Below are 19,348 nucleotides of genomic sequence, written 5' to 3' on the forward strand. Positions count from 1 at the left end.
AGATAAAGCGCAGATAAGCGCGGCCTCGCCGCGTTGCTCAAAAGCTGTTGCCGGCTGCGGTGCTCAACCGCCAGCCGGCATTTTTTCATTTCAAAGTGGCTTGTACTGAATCCATGTCCGGCACCCTCGCCCTTACCGAACAACTGATCGCGCGCGCGTCCGTCACGCCCGACGACCAGCATTGCCAGCGCCTCCTGATCGAGCGCCTGTCCGCGCTCGGCTTCGAGCACGAGACCATCGAATCGAACGGCGTGACCAACCTGTGGGCCGTCAAACGCGGCGTCGACGGCACCCGCGGCAAGCTGCTCGTGTTCGCCGGCCACACGGACGTCGTGCCGACCGGCCCGCTCGAACAATGGAATTCGGCGCCGTTCGAGCCGACCCATCGCGACGGCAAACTGTACGGGCGCGGCGCGGCGGACATGAAGACGTCGATCGCCGGCTTCGTGGTGGCAAGCGAAGAGTTCGTCGCGGCGCACCCCGCGCACCGCGGCTCGATCGCATTCCTGATCACGAGCGACGAAGAAGGCCCCGCCACCGACGGCACCGTCAAGGTCGTCGACGCGCTGCAAGCGCGCGGCGAGCGCCTCGACTATTGCATCGTCGGCGAGCCGACCTCGAGCACACAGTTCGGCGACACCGTGAAGAACGGCCGGCGCGGCTCGATGTCGGGCAAGCTGATCGTCAAGGGCGTGCAGGGCCATATTGCGTATCCGCATCTGGCGAAAAATCCGGTGCACCTGCTCGCGCCCGCGCTGGCCGAGCTGGTCGCCGAACGCTGGGACGACGGCAACGAATACTTCCCGCCGACCACCTGGCAAGTGTCGAACATTCACAGCGGCACCGGCGCGAGCAACGTGATCCCGGGCCACGCCGACATGCTGTTCAACTTCCGCTTTTCGACGGCGAGCACGGTCGAAGGTTTGCAGGCACGCGTGCACGCGATCCTCGACAGGCACAACCTCGAGTACGACCTGCAGTGGGCCGTGAGCGGCCTGCCGTTCCTCACGCCGCGCGGCGATCTGTCGAACGCGCTCGCCAAGGCGATCGAGGACGAGACCGGCATTGCGACCGAACTGTCCACCACCGGCGGCACCTCGGACGGCCGCTTCATTGCGCGCATCTGCGACCAGGTGGTCGAATTCGGCCCGCTGAACGCCAGCATCCACAAGATCGACGAGCATATCGAAGTCGCTCACATCGAGCCGCTGAAGAACGTGTATCGCCGCGTGCTCGAACAACTGATCGCCTGACCAAGGACTATTTGCGATGACGCTCCCGTTTTCCACCGTCCGCGACCTGCTGCGTTTCGCGGTGTCGCGCTTCAATCAGGCCGGGCTGTCGTTCGGCCACGGCTCGGCCAACGCTTACGACGAAGCCGCTTATCTGGTCCTGCACACGCTGCATCTGCCGCTCGATCTGCTGGAGCCGTTTCTCGACGCGCGTTTGAGCGCGGACGAAATCGACGCCGTGCTCAACGTGATCGAGCGCCGCGCCGGCGAACGCGTGCCGGCCGCGTACATCACGCAGGAAGCGTGGATGCACGGCTTTCGCTTCCACGTGGACGAACGCGTGATCGTGCCGCGCTCGTTCATCGGCGAACTGCTGCAGGACGGCCTGCAACCGTACGTGGAAGATCCCGAGCAGGTCGGCGCGGTGCTCGAACTGTGCACCGGCTCCGGCTGTCTCGCGATTCTCGCGGCGCACGCGTTCCCGAATGCGGATATCGACGCCGTCGATCTGTCGGCGCCCGCGCTCGAAGTCGCGACGCGCAACGTGACGGACTACCACCTCGATGACCGGATCGCGCTGTTCGAAGGCGATCTGTACGCACCGCTCGCCGAGCGCCGCTACGACGTGATCATCAGCAATCCGCCGTATGTGAACGCGGCGTCGATGCAGACCTTGCCCGCCGAGTACAAGCACGAGCCGGACATGGCGCTGGCAGGCGGCGCGGACGGCATGGACATCGTGCGCCGGATCATCGGCGAAGCGCGCAACTGGCTGACCGAAAACGGCGTGCTGGTGGTCGAAATCGGCAACGAGCGCGCGAACGTCGAGGCGGCGTTCGGCGGCCTCGACCTCGTCTGGCTGTCGACCAGCGCCGGCGACGACAACGTGTTCCTGATCCAGGCCGCGGATCTGCCGGTCTGACGCTTCATCGCTTCAGCCGGCGATGCGCGCGGCGGCATCTCAACGTCCGTCGCGCGCAACGCGCCTCCCTTCCCGCTGTTTTGCCGCACTGCGGTAAATCAAGCAGACGTTTGTCCGTAACGCACCCCCAACGCGTGCGCGTTCGGTAAGATGGGCGCGGTCGGCTGCCCACGGCGGCTTCAAGCCGCCCGGCAGCACCCCGAAACCCATCAGCCGCCTATGCAATTCGACCTGCTTCACATCGGCCCGCTGGTCGTCCTCGCCCACATCCTCGGCGGGATCGCCGCGTGCCATGCGATTCTCAACACCCGCACGTCGCAAGGCGCGATCGCGTGGGCAGTGTCGCTGGTCGCGATGCCCTATCTGACGCTGGTGCCGTACCTGTTCCTTGGCCGCAGCAAGTTTGAGGGCTACGCGGACGCCCGCCGCGTCGAGAACGAACTGCTGCGCACACGCTCACATCCGCTGGAATGGGACACGCAAGACTCTTCAGCGGGCCTGCCCACGGAGGAACTCGGCGCAAGCTTCGTGCATTCGTTGACGCGTCTCGGCGGCATGCCGTTCCTGTCGGGCAATTCGGTACGCACGCTGGTGAACGGCGAAGCGACCTTCGAGGCGATCTTCGAAGCGATCGAAGGCGCGCGCCACTACGTGATCGTGCAATTCTTCATCGTGCGCGACGACGCGCTCGGCGAGATGTTCAAGGACGCGCTGATCGCGAAAGCGCAGCAAGGCGTGCGCGTCTACTTTCTGTATGACAGCATCGGCAGCTTCGATCTGCCCCACCGTTACGTAGCGGCACTGCGCGCAGCCGGCGTCGAGACGCATCCGTTCGCCACCAATCGCCGCTTCGTCAACCGTTTGCAACTGAACTTCCGCAATCACCGCAAGATCGTCTCGGTCGACGGCGAGCGCGCGTTTGTCGGCGGACACAATGTCGGCGTCGAGTATCTGGGCGGCAAGCCGCCGCTTTCGCCATGGCGCGATACGCATATCGAAGTGCGCGGCCCGGCGGTTGCCAGCATCCAGTTCGTGTTTACCGAAGACTGGCATTGGGCGACCCAGCAGTTGCCGGCGTTCGACGTCCCGCCGTTCGAACCGGCCGGCGCAGGCATGCATTGCCTCGTGATGCCGAGCGGTCCGGCCGACAAGCAGGAGACCTGTTCGCTCTTCTTCGTCGAAGCGATCAGCGCGGCGCGCGAGCGGATCTGGATCACCACGCCATACCTCGTGCCCGACGAGGCGGTGTTCGCGGCGTTGCGGCTTGCGGCCCTGCGCGGCGTGGACGTGCGCATCCTGATTCCGAGCCGGCGCGACCATCTCGTCGTGTTCGAAGCGTCGAAACTCTATGCATACGACTCGGTGCGCGCAGGCATCCGGATCTTCCGCTACCAGCCGGGCTTCCTGCATCAGAAAGTCGTGTTGATCGACGGCGTGGCCGCCGCAATCGGCAGCGCCAATCTCGACAACCGCTCGTTCCGCCTGAACTTCGAGATCATGGTGATGACGGTAGACCGCGGTTTTGCCAAAGAAGTCGAAGCGATGCTACTGAAGGATTTCGCCCAGTCGCTCGAAATCGACCGCAACGATTACCAGCAAGCGAGCGCGTTGCGGCGCGTGCTGATGCACGTCGCGCGGTTGTTCTCGCCGATCCTGTAGCCGCCGCGCTGCCCGACTGCGCGGCGGGTTACAGCAGCTTCTCGATGTCTTCGGTAATCGCCTCGGGCTTGGTCAGCGGCGCGTAGCGTTTGACCACATCGCCGTCGCGGCCGATCAGGAACTTGGTGAAATTCCACTTGATCGCCTCGAGCCCCAGCAAGCCCGGCGCTTCGCCCGTCAGGTAGCGGAACAACGGATGCGCATTCGCGCCGTTCACGTCGATCTTGTCGAACATCGGGAAAGTCACGCCGTAGTTCTTCTCGCAGAAACCGCCGATCTGCGCGGCGTCGCCCGGCTCCTGCTTGCCGAACTGGTTGCACGGAAAACCGAGCACCGTCAGGCCGCGCGCCGCGTAGGTGTCATAGAGCTTTTGCAGGCCCGCGTACTGCGGCGTGAACCCGCATTCGCTCGCCGTGTTGACGATCAGCAAAACCTTGCCTTGATACTGCTCGAGGCTCACTTCCTCGCCGCCAAGGGTGTGTGCCGAAAACGAATAAATCGATGTCATGTGCTCTCCCCGTGAAAGCCGTCAGTCTATGCCAAAAGCTTCGCCAGTACAGTCGGCCGAATGGCCGATCCCGGCTGAGCGCCCGGTGTCAGCCCCGGCAGTCTAAAATAGCGGTTTTCTTCAGCCGGCCTCTTCGTGATCCGCTTTAATCAGTTCAGCCTCGCGCGCGGTACCAAGCCGCTCTTCGACAACACCACGTTCACCCTCAACCCCGGCGAAAAGGCCGGCCTGGTGGGGGCGAACGGCGCGGGCAAGTCGACGCTGTTTGCCGTGCTGCTCGGCGAACTGCACGCGGACGGCGGCGATTTCTCGATCCCGCCGACCTGGCAGATCGCCCACGTCGCGCAGGAAACGCCCGCTGCCGACAAGACTGCCCTCGCCTACACGCTCGACGGCGACGCCGCGTTGCGCGCGATCGAAGCGCGCATTGCCGCGGCGTCGGCCGCGCATGACGGCGCCGCTGAAGGCGAAGCGCACGCCGCGTTCGCCGACGCCGACGGCTACACCGCGCCCGCTCGCGCCGAAGCGCTGTTGCTCGGCCTCGGTTTCACGCTCGAGCAGACGCGCGAGCCGGTCAGCAGCTTCTCGGGCGGCTGGCGCATGCGGCTGAATCTCGCGCAGGCGCTGATGTGCCGCTCCGACTTGCTGCTGCTCGACGAACCGACCAACCACCTCGATCTGGACGCGATCGTCTGGCTCGAAGACTGGCTGAACCGTTATCCGGGCACGCTGATCGTGATCTCGCACGACCGCGAGTTTCTCGATTCGGTCTGCAACGTGACGCTTCACCTGGAGCAGCAGCAGATCAGGCGTTACGGCGGCAACTACTCGCAGTTCGAAATCCTGCGCGCGCAACAGATCGCGTTGCAGCAGAGCGCGTACGAGAAACAGCAGCGCACCGTCGAGCATTTACAGAGCTACATCAACCGCTTCAAGGCGCAGGCCACCAAGGCGCGTCAGGCGCAAAGCCGTGTGAAGGCGCTCGAAAAGATGGAACTGATCGCGCCGGCGCATGCGGCCTCGCCGTTCACGTTCGAATTCCGCGCGCCCGATTCCGCGCCGAATCCGATGATGGTGATGGAAGACGTACGCTGCGGCTATCGCAATGACGGCGTCGAGATTCCGATTGTCGGGAACGTGATGCTGTCGATCCAGAATGGACAGCGCATCGGCCTGCTCGGCGCGAACGGCCAAGGCAAATCGACGCTGATCAAGACGCTGGCCGGGACGCTCGAGGCGCTCGGCGGACAGGTGCGCGAAGGCAAGGGTCTGCGGATCGGCTACTTCGCGCAGCATCAGCTGGAAACGCTGCGCCCGGACGACACGCCGTTGCAGCATCTGGCGCGGCTCGCGCCGGATACGCGCGAACAGGAACTGCGCGACTTCCTCGGCAGCTTCAACTTCTCCGGCGAGATGGCGACCTCGAAAATCGCGCCCTTCTCGGGCGGCGAAAAGGCTCGCCTCGCGTTGGCGCTGATCATCTGGCAAAAGCCGAATCTGCTGCTGCTCGACGAACCGACCAACCACCTGGACCTCGAAACGCGTCACGCGCTGACCATGGCGCTCGCGCAGTTCGAGGGCACGCTGATTCTGGTGTCGCACGACCGGCATCTGCTGCGCGCCACGACCGATCAGTTCATGCTGGTCGCGAAACACCGCCTGCACGAGTTCGACGGCGATCTCGACGACTACCGCGACTGGCTGCTGCAACACGCGGCTGAACAGCGTGCGGCGCTGAAAGCGGGCGCGGCCTCGAACGGTGCGGATAGCGCGGACAATGGGGTCAACCGCAAGGAGCAGCGCCGACTCGAAGCCGAAACGCGGCAAAAGCTGGCGCACCTGAAAAAGCCGCTGCAAAGCCGCATCACGAAAATTGAAAAGGAAATGGACTCGCTCAACGCGGAAAAGGCGACGCTCGATGCATTCGTCGTCGATCCGGCGAGTTACGAGCCCGAGCAGAAAAGCAAACTGACGGAGGCGATCCGCCGTCAGGCAGATGTGAACGCGCGCCTCGAAGCGCTCGAAGCCGAATGGCTCGACGCTCATGAGGAACTCGAACAAATCGGCTAGCGGTACGCAGTTTCCAGGTCCGCGCCGGCATCGACGAGAGGTTGGCTTTGTCATCTGCGACGTCATCCATATCAGGGTCCGCATCAGCGCCGCCCGCGCTGCAAGGCCTGCGCGTGCTCGATCTGACGCGCCTGTTGCCGGGCCCGGTCGCCGCATTGCGGCTTGCCGAACTCGGCGCCGACGTGCTGAAGATCGAAGCGCCCGGCGCGGGAGACCCCACCCGTACAATGATGCAGTCGTCGAGCGACCGCGTGGCCGGCCGGCCCGGCGCGTTTTACCGGCTCGTCAATCGCGGCAAGCGCGAAACGCGGCTCGACCTGAAGTCGGAAGCGGGACGCAGCGTGTTACGCGCGCTCGCGGCCGAAACGGACGTGCTGATCGAAAGCTTCAGGCCCGGTGTGATGGAGCGCCTCGGCCTCGGCTACGAAACACTGCGCGCGGCGAATCCCAAACTGGTTTACTGCGCAATTAGCGGCTACGGCGCGAGCGGTCCGTTTGTCGACCATGCCGGCCACGATCTGAACTACATCGGCTACGCGGGCGTACTCGATCAACTGGCCGGCCGCGACGGCGCGCCGATCCTGCCGAACTTCCAGATTGCCGACCTGCTCGGCGGCGCCTTGAGCGCCGTGACGCGGATTCTCGCCGCGTTATGGCACGTGTCGCGCGGCGGCGAAGGCCGCTTCGTCGACGTATCGATGACCCATGTCACGCACGCGCACAACGTCGTCGCGCAAGTCTCGCTCGCCAATGAAGGCACCGCTCCGGTCGCCGGCGAAGGCCTGCTGAACGGCGGCGTGCCCTGCTACAACCTGTACCGCACGCTCGACAACCGCTGGCTCGCGGTCGGCGCGCTCGAACTCAAATTCTGGGAAACGCTGTGCATGGCGCTGGACCGGCCCGAATGGGCGACGCGCCACTGGAGTCTGGGTCAGGCAATCGGCGGGCCTGACGCGGCCGCGCTGACGCAGGAACTGGCCGATGTGATCGGCAAGCGTCCGCTGGAGGAATGGGTGCTGCTGCTGGAGCCGCTCGACTGTTGCGTGTCACCGGTGCTGACCCCGGCAGAAGCCGCGCGGCACCCGCTCTTCAATCCGCAGGCCCGCGCGGCCGCGCGCGCAGGTGAAAACGAAACCGAGGCTGAAGACGACGAGGACCGTTACGCCGGTTGAGGCAAGCGGCCGCCGCCCGGCACGTCAGCGTTTCGCCGCCGCTTGCCGCGGCAAAGTCTGGCGCGGCGTTTTTTCGTCGTCGTACAGCAGATGCTTACGGCCTTCAACGTGACGGTTGATGGTGGCCCGCACTTCCGCCGCCGTGACATGTTCGGCCACCACCCGCCGCGAAATCTGCCCCGTCGTGTCGATCCACTCGACAATCCGGCAAGCGCCGCCCCAAGGCTGGCGAATGGGCGCGGAGACGCGGCAGCCGCGCACCTGCATTGGCCGCTCGGCTACGGTTTCATGTGGCTGTTTCAAGGCGCAATCCTTTTTTCGGCATCAGAAGGGAAGCAATACCCCGCAGCTTAGGAAAAAGGAATGTCGGGTAGGTTACAGCCAATATGGAGATATTTACCGGGCATTACGCGGCGGAGCGCGCCTGCAGCCGTGACAGGCCCGTTTATTCGAGCGTGCGGACCCGGTCGATGGCTTGCTCGATCCTTTCGACCGCAATGACCTGTAAGCCGTCGATCGGCTGCTTCGGCGCATTGGCCTTCGGAATCAGCGCGGTCGAGAAACCGAGCTTGGCCGCTTCCTTCAGACGCTCCTGGCCGCGCGGCGAAGGCCGGATTTCGCCGGCGAGGCCCACTTCGCCGAACACGACCAGCCCCTTCGGCAACGGTTTGTTACGCATCGACGAATGAATCGCGAGCAGCACGGCCAGGTCGGCGGCGGGTTCGGCAATCTTCACGCCGCCCACCGCGTTCAGGAACACGTCCTGATCGAAGCAGGCGATGCCGGCATGCCGGTGCAGCACCGCCAGCAGCATCGCGAGCCGGTTCTGTTCCAGGCCGACGGCGAGCCGCCGCGGATTCGGCGCGTTCGCCGCGTCCACCAGCGCCTGCACTTCGACCAGCAGCGGCCGCGTGCCTTCCTGCGTGACCAGCACGCACGAACCCGGCACGGATTGTTCATGCTGCGACAGAAACAGCGCGGAAGGATTGGCGACGCCGCGCAGGCCGCGCTCGGTCATCGCGAACACACCGAGTTCGTTGACCGCACCGAAGCGGTTCTTGATCGCGCGCACCAGCCGGAACGACGAATGCGTGTCGCCCTCGAAGTACAGCACCGTATCGACGATGTGCTCCAGCACGCGCGGCCCGGCGAGCGCGCCTTCCTTGGTCACGTGGCCGACCATGATGATGGTGGTGCCCGACTGCTTGGCGATCCGCGTCAATTGCGCCGCGCACTCGCGCACCTGCGCGACCGAACCGGGCGCGGAGGTCAGCGCGTCGGAATAAACCGTCTGGATCGAGTCGATCACGGCGACGTCGGGCCGCTGCCCGGCGACGGTCGCCTGGATCTTTTCGAGCTGGATTTCCGCGAGCAACTGCAGTTCGCTGGCCTTCGAACCGGGCTCGAGCAGCGAAAGCCGCTGCGCGCGCAGCGCGATCTGCGCAGCCGATTCCTCGCCGCTGATATAGAGCGCCCGTTTATCCGCGGCGATTTCCGCAAGCGATTGCAGCAACAGCGTCGATTTGCCGATGCCCGGGTCGCCGCCGATCAGCACCACCCCGCCCGGCACCAGACCGCCGCCCAACACGCGGTCGAACTCGCTGACGCCGGTTGAAAAACGCGGCACGTCGGTCGCGTCGATATCGGCGAGACGCCGCACCGGCGCGCTTTTCGCGAGCGACTGGAAGCGATGCGTGGAGGGCGCTTCCGCCACTGATTCGACCAGCGTGTTCCACGCGTTGCATGAAGGGCACTGCCCGGCCCACTTCGGCGATTGCCCGCCGCATTCACTGCAGATGTACAACGTCTTCTGTTTAGCCACGCGCCCTTGCCTGTTGCTGTTCTATTGGATATCCGGCCGATAAGTCCGTGAGCCCGCCGATCGCTTCCGTGCTTACTTCCGTGCTTACGTTCGTGCCTACTCGGCGCGCACCGGCACGCGCGGCGCCACCGCGCACATCAGCTCGTAGCCAATCGTGCCGCAGGCTTGCGCGACTTCGTCGATCGGCAGCGACGTGCCCCACAATTCGACGCGCGAGCCGACGTTGGCAGTCGGGATCGGCGTCAGGTCGACGGTCAGCATGTCCATCGAAACGCGCCCGACGAGCCGCGTCAGGACCCCGTCGACGATTACCGGCGTACCTTCCGGCGCGCTCCGCGGATAGCCGTCCGCGTAACCGCAGGCGACCACGCCGATGCGCATCGGCCCGCGCGCCTTGAACGACGAACCGTAGCCGACCGTCTGGCTTTCGGCGAGGGTCTGCACGGCGATCAGTTCGGAGGCGAGCGTCATGGCCGGTTGCAGACCGGTGTCTGCGATCGCGGCGTTCACGCCGGACGGCGATGCGCCGTACAGAATGATGCCCGGGCGCACCCAGTCGAAGTGCGCGGCGGGATGCCACAGCGTCGCCGCCGAATTCGCGAGGCTGCGCGCACCCGCGATGCCTTGCGCGCCGCGTTCGAACGCTTCCAACTGATAGGCGATGCCGCGTTCGCTGTCGGCATCCGAGAAATGGGTCATCAACGTGATCTGGCCGACACCCTGACAGGCACGCGCGCGCTCCCACGCGGCACGGAATTTTTCCGGCACGTAACCGAGGCGGTTCATGCCGCTGTTCATCTTCAGTTGAATGTTGACGGGCTTCGACAGACGCGCCATTTCCAGCATCCGCAACTGTTCGTCCGAGTGCAGCGCCGTGGTCAGGCTGTAGCGGTCGATCACGTCGATATCGGTCGGACGGAAAAAGCCCTCGAGCAACAAAATTGGCCCGGCCCATCCCAATTCACGCAACTTCACGGCTTCTTCGAGGTCCAGCAAGCCAAAGCCGTCGGTTGCGCGCAGTCCTGGGAAAGCGCGTGCGAGGCCGTGTCCGTAAGCGTTTGCCTTGACGACGGCCCAAATCTTGGATTTGGGTGCGTAGCGACGGGCGACGGCGAGATTGTTGGCGAGTGCGGCGGTATGGATCGTGGCTGAGAGGGGGCGCGGCATGGGAAATTTTCGTAAAGACGCTTGCGAATCAGCAGCTTACAGGGCGTTTTCAACGCTCGGCAGCCCGCTGGGCGGTGCGGTCAAGGATTTTGCTAGTCCGAAACCAGCTATTTTCATGATATAAAGCCGTGCGCACAACCCATTTCGAACAGCATAAGCCCGGACGCCTCTCCCACGGCCGGGGCGGACAGACCGCAGCGAGGACAGCATCGCATCAGATGAAAAAAGGTTTTTACACCATCATGGCCGCGCAATTTTTTTCGTCGCTGGCCGACAATGCGCTTCTGATCGCTGCTATCGCACTGCTGAAAGATCTTCACGCACCAAACTGGATGACGCCGCTGCTCAAGTTGTTCTTTGTGCTGTCGTACGTCGTTCTGGCCGCCTTCGTGGGCGCTTTCGCCGACTCGCGTCCGAAAGGACGCGTGATGTTCATCACCAATACCATCAAGGTGGTCGGCTGCGTCACGATGCTGGTCGGCGCGCATCCGCTACTCGCCTATGGCATCGTCGGCTTTGGCGCGGCGGCCTACTCGCCCGCCAAATATGGGATTCTCACCGAACTGCTGCCGCCTGAGCGGCTGGTCGCCGCGAATGGCTGGATCGAAGGCACCACGGTCGGTTCGATCATTCTCGGCACCGTGCTCGGCGGCGCCCTGATCAGTCCGCACATTGCAGCGCCGATCCTCAGGCACCACATTCCCGCCGTCAACACGCCCGCCGAAGCGGCGATGCTGGTGATCATGGGGATCTACGTGATCGCCGCGCTGTTCAATCTGCGCATTCCCGACACGGGCGCGCGCTATCCGAAGCAGGAACGCGGCCCGATCAAGCTCGTCACCGATTTCGCCGATTGTTTCCTCGTGCTGTGGCGCGACAAGCTCGGCCAGATTTCGCTCGCCGTCACCACGCTGTTCTGGGGCGCCGGCGCGACGCTGCAATTCATCGTACTGAAGTGGGCCGAGGTGTCGCTCAACATGTCGCTGTCAGAAGCCGCGATCCTGCAGGCGGTGGTCGCCGTGGGCGTGGCGGCCGGCGCGATCTTCGCGGCCTCGCGCGTGCCGCTGAAGAAGTCGCTCTCGGTGCTGCCGGTCGGCATCATGATGGGCATCGCCGTGATGCTGATGGCGTTCTACACGCGCGACCTGTTCCCCGCGCATTGGGGCCTCTACTTCGGCCGCATGCACGTGCCGGGCTATCTGATCGTCGCGTATATCTTCCTGATGGTCGTCGGCGGGTTGTCCGGCTTTTTTGTCGTACCGATGAATGCGCTGCTCCAGCATCGCGGCCACGTGCTGCTGTCGGCGGGCCACTCGATCGCCGTGCAGAATTTCAACGAGAATCTCTCCGTGCTCGTGATGCTGTGCCTGTACGCGGTACTGGTGTGGCTCGACGTGCCGGTCACGGTGGTGATCATGCTGTTCGGCACGTTCGTCTGCCTGATGATGTGGCTCGTGATGCGGCGCCACCAGGCGAATCAGCGCGCGTTCGATTCGGTCGCGCTGATCGGCGAGGTCAAGCACTGACCCACGGCGGCCTGCAAGCGGCATCCCGCGCGCGTTCTCTTATTCCCGCCTTGCCATGACTCAACCGATTCCCAATGTGCTGACGATCGCCGGTTCCGATTCCGGCGGCGGCGCCGGCATTCAGGCCGATCTGAAGACATTCTCGGCGCTCGGCGCCTATGGCGCGTGTGTGATCACCGCACTGACCGCGCAGAACACGCGCGGCGTCACGGCGATTCACACGCCGGAACCGGCCTTCGTCACCGCGCAGCTCGATGCGGTGTTCGACGACATCCGTATCGACGCCGTGAAGATCGGCATGCTCGCGAACGCGGCGATCGCGCGCGCGGTGGCCGACGCGTTGCGCCGGCACAAGCCGAAGCACATCGTGCTCGACACAGTGATGATTTCGAAGAGCAATCACGCGTTGCTGCTGCCGGATGCGGTCGCTGCGGTGCGTGAGGAGTTGCTGCCGCTCGCCGATCTGCTGACGCCGAATCTGCCGGAAGCTGCTGCCTTGCTCGGCGTAGAGACCGCAACGGATGAAGCCGGCATGGTCGCGCAAGGCGAAGCGCTGCGTGCGCTCGGCGCGCGCGCGGTGCTGATGAAAGGCGGTCATCTCAGCGCGGCGGATAGTCCCGACTGGCTCGTGCAGGACAGCGGCACGCTGCGTCTGGGCGGCCCGCGCGTGCCGGTGAAGAACACGCATGGGACGGGCTGCACGCTGTCGTCGGCGATTGCCGCGCTGATTCCGCAACGCGACGATCTGGCGAGCGCGGTCGCCGATGCGAAGCTGTATCTGACCGGCGCGTTGCAAGCGAGCGACCGGCTCGAGGTCGGCAGCGGCGTCGGGCCGGTGCATCATTTTTATCGGTGGTGGTGAGGCTTGTGGTGGTGAGGCTTGTGGTGGTGAGGCTTGTGGTGGTAAGGCTTGAGGTGGTGAGGCCATGAGCCGGCGCTGCGAATTGGCGCCAGGGTCTTACCTGCCGTTCACGGCCTGTTACTGCCGCGCGTAGGCCTGCGCCTGTTGCGGCCAGTCGTCGGGGACGATGAACCCGCGCGAGCGTTCAAGCCAGCTGCCCGCGCCGTCATGGGCGAACGCCGCGACCATCGCCGGTCCATGTTGATGTGAAATTTGCGCAGCGAGTGTTCGCGCATCGACGAAAGCGATCTCCGCCTGCTCCACCGCCGCAGGCTCATGCCGCCTCGGCGCGAGCCACTCCAGACGCGGCAGCGCGCGCCACGCCTGTGCATGCGCGGCGGCAAAAGCCGGCCAATCGCTACGCGTCACCCACCAGCCGCGTCCGTGTGAAGGATCGAGCGCGGCCGGATCTGCCGGCGACTCGCCATGCCGGTAAAACAGCCAGCCTTTGACGAACATCTGCGGCGTCCACCGCCCCCCATAGCCGAGCGACGCGAATTCTTCGCGTGCGCTCAACGGCAGCTGATGATTCAGCAAATGCGCGAGCTTCAGGTCGAAACGATCCCTCAGATTCGGGCCGACGTAATCCGCCAGCTGCCCGCGACCGTCGCCGGCATGCAGATAGCACTTCACCGCCAATTCCCAGTGCAGTCGCGCGCCCTGTTGCGTCTGCACCAGAAAATCGCATTCACCGAGCGTAACGCCGGCGCGCCGCAGCGGCACGCCGGCCGCAACCAGCCGCGCAGCGGGCCCATGCCGCAGAAACCACGCGAGCAGACGTTCGGCGTAGCGGCCAAGGCGCGTGATGCGCGTCGCGGCGAGGTCGCGCTGCAATTCGGCCGGATCGGCGTCGAGCGTGCGCAACCAGTCGATCGTCGCACGGGCTTCCTGCGACGTGTCGAACGGCGTGGCCAGCGCCCCCACCGGTGGTTGCGCCCGCAACAAATCGGTGCTCAGCAACAGCCACGCCAGATCGCGCACCGCCGGGATGCGCAAGGTGTCGAGAAGCGTCTCGAGTAGCGCGGCAGGTGTGCCGGGCGCAGCGGCGGCTGCCGACGCTATCGGCGCTATCGGCCCGGTGGCCGCCATCACTTCGCTTCGTTCGAAGCCGCGCCGCCCGCCTGGCGCCACGTATCGCGCGCGAGGCACAGGTCGGCCCAGGCTTTCGCCTTGTCGGACAAGCTGCGCAGCAGATATGCCGGGTGATACGTGACGATGACCGGCACCCCTTCGTATTCGTGCACGCGGCCGCGCAGCGACGAAATGCTCGCGTCGGTCTTCAGCAGACTCTGCGCGGCGAAGCGGCCGAGCGCGACGATCAGCTTCGGCTTGACCAGTTCGACCTGGCGTTGCAGATAAGGCTCGCAACGCGCGACTTCATCGGGCTCGGGATTGCGGTTGCCGGGCGGCCGACACTTGATCACGTTGGCGATATAGACGTTGGTGTCGCGCGCGAGGGTCAGCGCACGCAGCATGTTGTCGAGCAGCTTGCCGGCCTGGCCGACGAACGGCTCGCCCAGGCGATCTTCGTTCTCGCCGGGCGCTTCGCCGATCAGCATCCAGTCGGCGTTGCGATCGCCCACGCCGAACACCGTATTCGTGCGTTTCTCGCACAGACGACAGCGTTCGCAGCCGGCGACGCGATCGCTCAACGCGTCCCAGTCGAGCAGATGGATCGGCAATGCTTCCGGCGTCTCGTGGCGCGGTTCGGCGCTCGCGTGGCCAGGCTCATCGGCCGGCAGATCGTCAAACCACGCGAAATCGTCGTCGGGTGGTGCTTCGCCGAACGAGGATGGCGGCGTTTGCCGTGCCGGCTCGCCACGTTGCGCAGGCGAACGGTGCTCGTCCGGCTCGCGCGCGGGTGCTGGCTGCCGCGGTTCGCTCGCGCGCATCGACGGTGATTGCCCACTGCCAGGCTGTGTTTGGCCGGACTGCGGCGCCTCGCTTGCGCGCATCGCCGGGCGCTGCTCATCGTGCGAACGCGCCGTTGCTTCCTGCGAGGTTGGTTGCCGATCGTCGCGCTGCTCACGGGCGGCCGGCGACGTTGACGGCGCCGTTACTCCCGGGTCCGCAGCCAGCGGCTCTTCGCGACGCGCGCCGGTGTCCGCGGCGCCAGCCTCGCCCGGCTGCGCATGGCTGGTCTGCGTGCCTGAAGCAAGCTCGACAGCCTCGGCGGACGCGACCACCGCCATCCCGCGACGCACCCACATCGGCGCGAGTCCGAACTCTTCCAGTACCGATTCATGCAGCGCCATCTGCGCCCTCCCTGGCAAACGAATAACGCATCACGATGGCGTCCTCCCGGCTGCGATGCCGCGCCGGATAATAGTTTTTGCGCCGGCCGATCGACGCAAACCCGAAGCGTTCGTAAAGCCGGATCGCTCGACGGTTGGACGGCCGCACTTCGAGCAGCAGGCCGTCGAGCTTTTCGGCGCGCGTGATGCGCACCGCTTCGCGCAACAGCGCGAGCCCGGCACCGGCGCCTTGCGCGGCGGGCGTCACGCACAAATTGAGCAGATGCATTTCGTCGACGACCGGCATCAATACGCAATAGCCGATCAGTGTGCCCGTCACATGACGCAGACAAACGCCGAAATAGCCATTGCGCAGCGAGTCGCCGAAATTGCCGCGACTCCAGGGAAATTCGTAAGCGATCTTTTCGATTGCGGCAACCTCGTCCAGATCGCCTTCGGTCATCGGCGACATGTAGCGGTCCGCGAGCAACACCCCGCTCATCTCTGGCCCTCGCCCTGATGCGCGCCGTGCGCCGCCTGCGCGGCCAGTTCGGCCTTGGCGGCTTTTTCAGCGACGCGTTCCGCCGTGGTTTGGGCGACTTTATCGCGCACATATTCCGGCGCGGCCTGGTCGGCGGGCACCGTGCGGCCAGCGCGGAATGCGCGTAGCGCCGCGTAAGCCATGGGCAACGCATGCGGCAGCGCTTCGCCGTCGACCGTCCGGGCCGCAGCGACGGCGGGCAGGCGCGCGCCGAAGGCTGCAGCGGCGTTGCCTGCCAGCGTAAACGGCACGCCGGGCAAGACGAGGCGCTCGGGGGTATCGAGCGAAGCCGGCTGGAGCGTGCGCCACTCGCCTTGAGCCTCGTCCCACGCGTAGTCGGCCCAATAGATTTCGTCCATGCGGGCGTCGAGCGCGGCGAGCACGCGAAGCGCCGATGGATCGTGCAGACGGGCGCTTTCCGCGCACGCGAGCAAGGTGCCGACCGGCACGACCGGCAGGTTCAGGCCGAACGCGAGGCCCTGGGCGACACCGGTTGCCGTGCGAAGCCCCGTGAACGAACCGGGCCCGGAGCCGAAGGCGATGGCATTGCAATCGGCCAGTTTCAAACCGGCCTCGTCGAAGAGTTCGCGAATCGCCGGCAGCAGGCGCGTGCTGGAAACCGCGCCGGTTTGCTCGTGACGGACCCAGATACGGGGTTCAGGAGCGGTGTGGACCGATGATTCGTCGGCGGCGAGAAGCGCTACCGAGCAGAATTCGGTCGATGTATCGAGGGCAAGAAGCACTGTTTGAGTCATGAGGCGTATTGTAATCGGCACCGCACGGGGGCATGGGGTTTTGGTTTTTTCTGCCGACGAGGCGCCGTTGGTCCGCCGTTGGTCCGCCGTTGGTCTGTCCGTCCGCGGCGTTGGACGTTCCTTGTTCTGCTTGCCTTTGGCCTACCGACCATAACGCCGCATGGCAAAAACAAAAACCCGAACAAAAACCCGAAACCGTTTGGAATAACCCCTCAGCCCCGCGGCGGCAACCAATTGTTATGATCACCGGCCAAGCCTGAAACCCAGCGAAAACCAGCCAAACCCACCCCCGCCCGGAGGGCAAAATCACAATGACGGACATCAACACCCAATTCATCCAGGCCCAGGAAGACGCCAGGCAATTGCCGGAGCGCCCAGGCAACCTGACCCTGCTGCGTCTCTACGCCCTTTTCAAGCAGGCCACCGACGGCGACGTTCACGGCGACAAACCCGGCTTCACCGACATCGTCGGCAAATACAAATACGACGCATGGGCCGCCCTGAAGGGCACCGTACCGGACGCCGCGAAGCAGCAATACATCGACCTGGTCGAATCCCTCAAAAGCGGCGCATCAGCCTGACCCAGACTCGCCAGGGTATCGGCAGTCAAAACTTTTTCGCCAGGAAATGTCCTAATAGTGGCGCAGTGCAACAAATATCTATACAATGCTGCCTGCGCTTCACTGCTTTGCCCGGCTTTCCTCTAGCGGCCTTTGCGGCGCAGCGCCTCGTAGCGTTTAGCTCCAATCCAGTTTAGAACCTGTCCCCTCCTGCCTAGCCCCCTACGGGCGATCATGTCCCAGGCTGGCGGCACGCCGTGTTGGCTTGTCGCATCCGATACAGCTTCTAACGAAAAGCTCGCCTTCATTGTCGCGAGCTGCCCCCGTTTTTCGATTTGCTCGCTGCTTCTTTGCTCGCTGAATCCGACGACTTGGGTATGCCGATTGGCGCCGACGTTTTAATTCCCTGCATCCTCCAGGATCGTTTCAAGGATTCTCATGACTTCGAGCAATACCCCCAGCAGCCCGTTGAACGCCATCGCCGACCAAGCCCTCGGTCTCGCCGACGCACCCGCAGCAGCCGCTGCCGCGCCGGAAGCCGTTGTCGCAGCGCCCGCCGGCCCGTCGTTCGCGTCGCTCGGTCTGTCCGCGGATGTCGTCTCCGCGCTGACCGCCGCTGGTTACCAAACGCCGACCCCGGTTCAGCAACGCGCCATCCCCGCCGGCATCGCCGGCCGCGATCTGCTGGTCTCGAGCCCGACCGGTTCGGGCAAGACCGCCGCGTTCATGCTGCCCGCCATCGAGCGTTTCTCGCAACTGCAAAAAGTGCAAGCCAGCCAGCCGCGTGAGCCGCGTCCGGCTGACGGAGGCCGCACGCGCCGTCCGCAACCGGTTGCCCGTCCGACCATGCTGGTTCTGACGCCGACCCGCGAACTCGCGATGCAGGTCACCACTGCCGCTGCCACGTACGGCAAGCACCTGAAGCGTCTGCGCACCGTCAGCATTCTGGGCGGCGTCGCTTACGGTCAACAGTTGATGCTGCTGGCGAAGAACCCGGAAATCCTGGTTGCCACGCCGGGCCGTCTGATCGACCACCTGGAACGCGGCCGTATCGATCTGTCGCAACTGCAGATCCTGGTGCTCGACGAAGCCGACCGCATGCTCGACATGGGCTTCATCGACGACATCGATACCATCGTTGCCGCTACGCCGGCCACGCGCCAAACCATGCTGTTCTCGGCCACGCTCGACGGCAAGATCGGTTCGCTGACCGGCCGTCTGCTGAAAGATCCGGAGCGTATCGAGATCGTTCAACGCCTGGAACAGCGCACCAACATCGCGCAAACCGTTCACTACGTTGACGACCGCGATCACAAGGATCGTCTGCTCGACCATCTGCTGCGCGACGCCGGCCTCGATCAGGCTATCGTCTTCACGGCAACCAAGATGGACGCGGACCAGCTGGCCGGGCGCCTGGCCGATGCCGGTTTCGAATCGGCAGCGCTGCACGGCGACCTGCCGCAAGGCGCACGCAACCGCACCATCCGCGCGCTGCGCGAGCGCCGCGTGCGCGTGCTGGTCGCCACGGACGTCGCCGCTCGCGGCATCGACATCCCGGGCATCACGCACGTGTTCAACTACGACCTGCCGAAGTTCGCCGAAGACTACGTGCACCGTATCGGCCGTACCGGCCGTGCCGGCCGCTCGGGTATCGCCGTGAGCCTCGTGCATCACGCTGAACAAGGCGCGCTGAAGCGCATCGAGCGCTTCGTGCGCACCCCGCTGCCGGTCAACGTCGTCGAAGGCTTCGAGCCGCGCAAGTCGGCTCCGTCGGGCAACGGCCGTCCTGGCTTTGGCGGCCGTGGCCGTCCGGGCGGCGGCAACGGCGGCGGCCGTCGCTTCGGCAGCGGTGCAGGCAAGCCGGCCGGTAACGGCGGCGGCGCTCGCAGCGGCAGCGGCAATGGCGGCGGCTGGGCCGGCAAGTCGGCTGGCGGCGGTTCGCGCGAAGGCTACGGCGGTTCCGGTTCGCGCGAAGGCTACGGCGGTTCGCGCGACGGCGGCTACGGTGCACGCCGCAGTGACGGCCCGCGTACGGCGCGCCGCGGCAGCTAAGTCGCGACTATCGAGTTGCAGTGCAGTCGGGCAGTAACCGGGCAGCAGCCATTCGCGCCGCCCGATTGCCGCAGAAGTCAGCTTGAAGAAAGACCCGGACGGCCCTGCGCCGTCCGTCAGTCGGAAGAAACCGGTGCTCATGCGCCGGTTTTTTTTCGCCCGTATTTTGGCCCCGCCAAATTTCACGATGTGGAAAATTTTTTTGCGTCGTAAAAAATCGTGCTGCA

17 protein-coding genes are annotated in these 19,348 nt (G+C 65.0%); 9 read left to right on the forward strand and 8 right to left on the reverse strand.

All coding sequences use genetic code 11. From position 1 onward, the window contains the following. The first annotated feature begins 113 nt into the window (after positions 1 to 113). The 3 genes from dapE (at position 114) to cls (ending at position 3,813) form a co-directional block, all read left to right on the forward strand. Positions 114 to 1,253 (forward strand): succinyl-diaminopimelate desuccinylase, encoded by a 1,140-nt coding sequence (gene dapE, locus AC3WLT_RS02715; RefSeq protein WP_492590383.1) that lies wholly within the window; start codon positions 114 to 116, stop codon positions 1,251 to 1,253. A 16-nt stretch (positions 1,254 to 1,269) separates the two neighbouring features. Beyond that, entirely contained in the window at positions 1,270 to 2,154 is an 885-nt protein-coding gene (prmB, locus tag AC3WLT_RS02720) for a 50S ribosomal protein L3 N(5)-glutamine methyltransferase (protein WP_492590384.1), read from the forward strand. A gap of 219 nt (positions 2,155 to 2,373) precedes the next feature. After that, positions 2,374 to 3,813: a cardiolipin synthase gene (cls, locus tag AC3WLT_RS02725; protein WP_492590385.1), complete on the forward strand. Its 1,440-nt coding sequence runs from the start codon at positions 2,374 to 2,376 to the stop codon at positions 3,811 to 3,813. Positions 3,814 to 3,841: 28 nt separating this feature from the next. On the opposite strand, the gene AC3WLT_RS02730 is transcribed toward cls, so the two are convergent. After that, the gene (locus AC3WLT_RS02730) at positions 3,842 to 4,321 is read right to left on the reverse strand and encodes a glutathione peroxidase (RefSeq protein WP_492590386.1); all 480 of its coding nucleotides are present in this window, start codon (positions 4,319 to 4,321) and stop codon (positions 3,842 to 3,844) included. A 135-nt stretch (positions 4,322 to 4,456) separates the two neighbouring features. Between AC3WLT_RS02730 and AC3WLT_RS02735 the strand changes: the two genes are divergently transcribed. Together AC3WLT_RS02735 and AC3WLT_RS02740 are read left to right on the forward strand one after the other, a co-directional pair. Next, positions 4,457 to 6,391 (forward strand): ATP-binding cassette domain-containing protein, encoded by a 1,935-nt coding sequence (locus tag AC3WLT_RS02735; protein ID WP_492590387.1) that lies wholly within the window; start codon positions 4,457 to 4,459, stop codon positions 6,389 to 6,391. 98 nt (positions 6,392 to 6,489) lie between these two features. Further along, the gene (locus AC3WLT_RS02740) at positions 6,490 to 7,563 is read left to right on the forward strand and encodes a CaiB/BaiF CoA transferase family protein (protein ID WP_492590421.1); all 1,074 of its coding nucleotides are present in this window, start codon (positions 6,490 to 6,492) and stop codon (positions 7,561 to 7,563) included. Between the two features lie 24 nt (positions 7,564 to 7,587). Here AC3WLT_RS02740 and AC3WLT_RS02745 read toward each other — a convergent pair whose 3' ends face one another. The 3 genes from AC3WLT_RS02745 to alr all read right to left on the reverse strand — a co-directional run bounded on the left by AC3WLT_RS02745 (position 7,588) and on the right by alr (position 10,552). Continuing rightward, a complete protein-coding gene (locus AC3WLT_RS02745) occupies positions 7,588 to 7,866 on the reverse strand; it encodes a DUF2866 domain-containing protein (protein WP_492590388.1) in 279 nt (92 codons plus the stop codon). 142 nt (positions 7,867 to 8,008) lie between these two features. Next, positions 8,009 to 9,385: a DNA repair protein RadA gene (gene radA, locus AC3WLT_RS02750; RefSeq protein WP_492590389.1), complete on the reverse strand. Its 1,377-nt coding sequence runs from the start codon at positions 9,383 to 9,385 to the stop codon at positions 8,009 to 8,011. Between the two features lie 96 nt (positions 9,386 to 9,481). After that, positions 9,482 to 10,552: an alanine racemase gene (gene alr / locus AC3WLT_RS02755; protein ID WP_492590390.1), complete on the reverse strand. Its 1,071-nt coding sequence runs from the start codon at positions 10,550 to 10,552 to the stop codon at positions 9,482 to 9,484. Positions 10,553 to 10,770: 218 nt separating this feature from the next. Here alr and lplT point away from each other — a divergent pair, with 218 nt between their 5' ends. Next, positions 10,771 to 12,078: a lysophospholipid transporter LplT gene (gene lplT, locus AC3WLT_RS02760; RefSeq protein ID WP_492590391.1), complete on the forward strand. Its 1,308-nt coding sequence runs from the start codon at positions 10,771 to 10,773 to the stop codon at positions 12,076 to 12,078. Positions 12,079 to 12,133: 55 nt separating this feature from the next. Beyond that, positions 12,134 to 12,940, forward strand: coding sequence for a bifunctional hydroxymethylpyrimidine kinase/phosphomethylpyrimidine kinase (gene thiD, locus AC3WLT_RS02765; protein ID WP_492590392.1), 807 nt, complete (start codon positions 12,134 to 12,136; stop codon positions 12,938 to 12,940). Between the two features lie 117 nt (positions 12,941 to 13,057). Here thiD and AC3WLT_RS02770 read toward each other — a convergent pair whose 3' ends face one another. Genes AC3WLT_RS02770 through tsaB form a run of 4 tightly spaced genes read right to left on the reverse strand, consistent with a single transcriptional unit; the run spans position 13,058 to position 16,509 of the window. After that, positions 13,058 to 14,068 (reverse strand): DUF1853 family protein, encoded by a 1,011-nt coding sequence (locus AC3WLT_RS02770; protein ID WP_492590393.1) that lies wholly within the window; start codon positions 14,066 to 14,068, stop codon positions 13,058 to 13,060. Next, on the reverse strand, positions 14,068 to 15,234 hold the full coding sequence (locus AC3WLT_RS02775) for a uracil-DNA glycosylase (protein ID WP_492590394.1): 1,167 nt from the start codon (positions 15,232 to 15,234) through the stop codon (positions 14,068 to 14,070). Before AC3WLT_RS02775 ends, AC3WLT_RS02770 begins: the two co-directional genes overlap by 1 nt. Next, entirely contained in the window at positions 15,221 to 15,715 is a 495-nt protein-coding gene (gene rimI / locus AC3WLT_RS02780; RefSeq protein ID WP_492590395.1) for a ribosomal protein S18-alanine N-acetyltransferase, read from the reverse strand. Before rimI ends, AC3WLT_RS02775 begins: the two co-directional genes overlap by 14 nt. Further along, complete coding sequence (gene tsaB, locus AC3WLT_RS02785) at positions 15,712 to 16,509, reverse strand: tRNA (adenosine(37)-N6)-threonylcarbamoyltransferase complex dimerization subunit type 1 TsaB (RefSeq protein ID WP_492590396.1); 798 nt, start codon at positions 16,507 to 16,509, stop codon at positions 15,712 to 15,714. Before tsaB ends, rimI begins: the two co-directional genes overlap by 4 nt. A gap of 311 nt (positions 16,510 to 16,820) precedes the next feature. Between tsaB and AC3WLT_RS02790 the strand changes: the two genes are divergently transcribed. Both AC3WLT_RS02790 and AC3WLT_RS02795 read left to right on the forward strand, forming a co-directional pair. Then, the gene (locus AC3WLT_RS02790) at positions 16,821 to 17,090 is read left to right on the forward strand and encodes an acyl-CoA-binding protein (protein WP_492590397.1); all 270 of its coding nucleotides are present in this window, start codon (positions 16,821 to 16,823) and stop codon (positions 17,088 to 17,090) included. A 417-nt stretch (positions 17,091 to 17,507) separates the two neighbouring features. Further along, positions 17,508 to 19,121, forward strand: coding sequence for a DEAD/DEAH box helicase (locus AC3WLT_RS02795; RefSeq protein ID WP_492590398.1), 1,614 nt, complete (start codon positions 17,508 to 17,510; stop codon positions 19,119 to 19,121). Positions 19,122 to 19,348: the final 227 nt, after the last annotated feature.

The organism is Paraburkholderia sp. FW306-2-2C-D06C, from assembly GCF_058781505.1.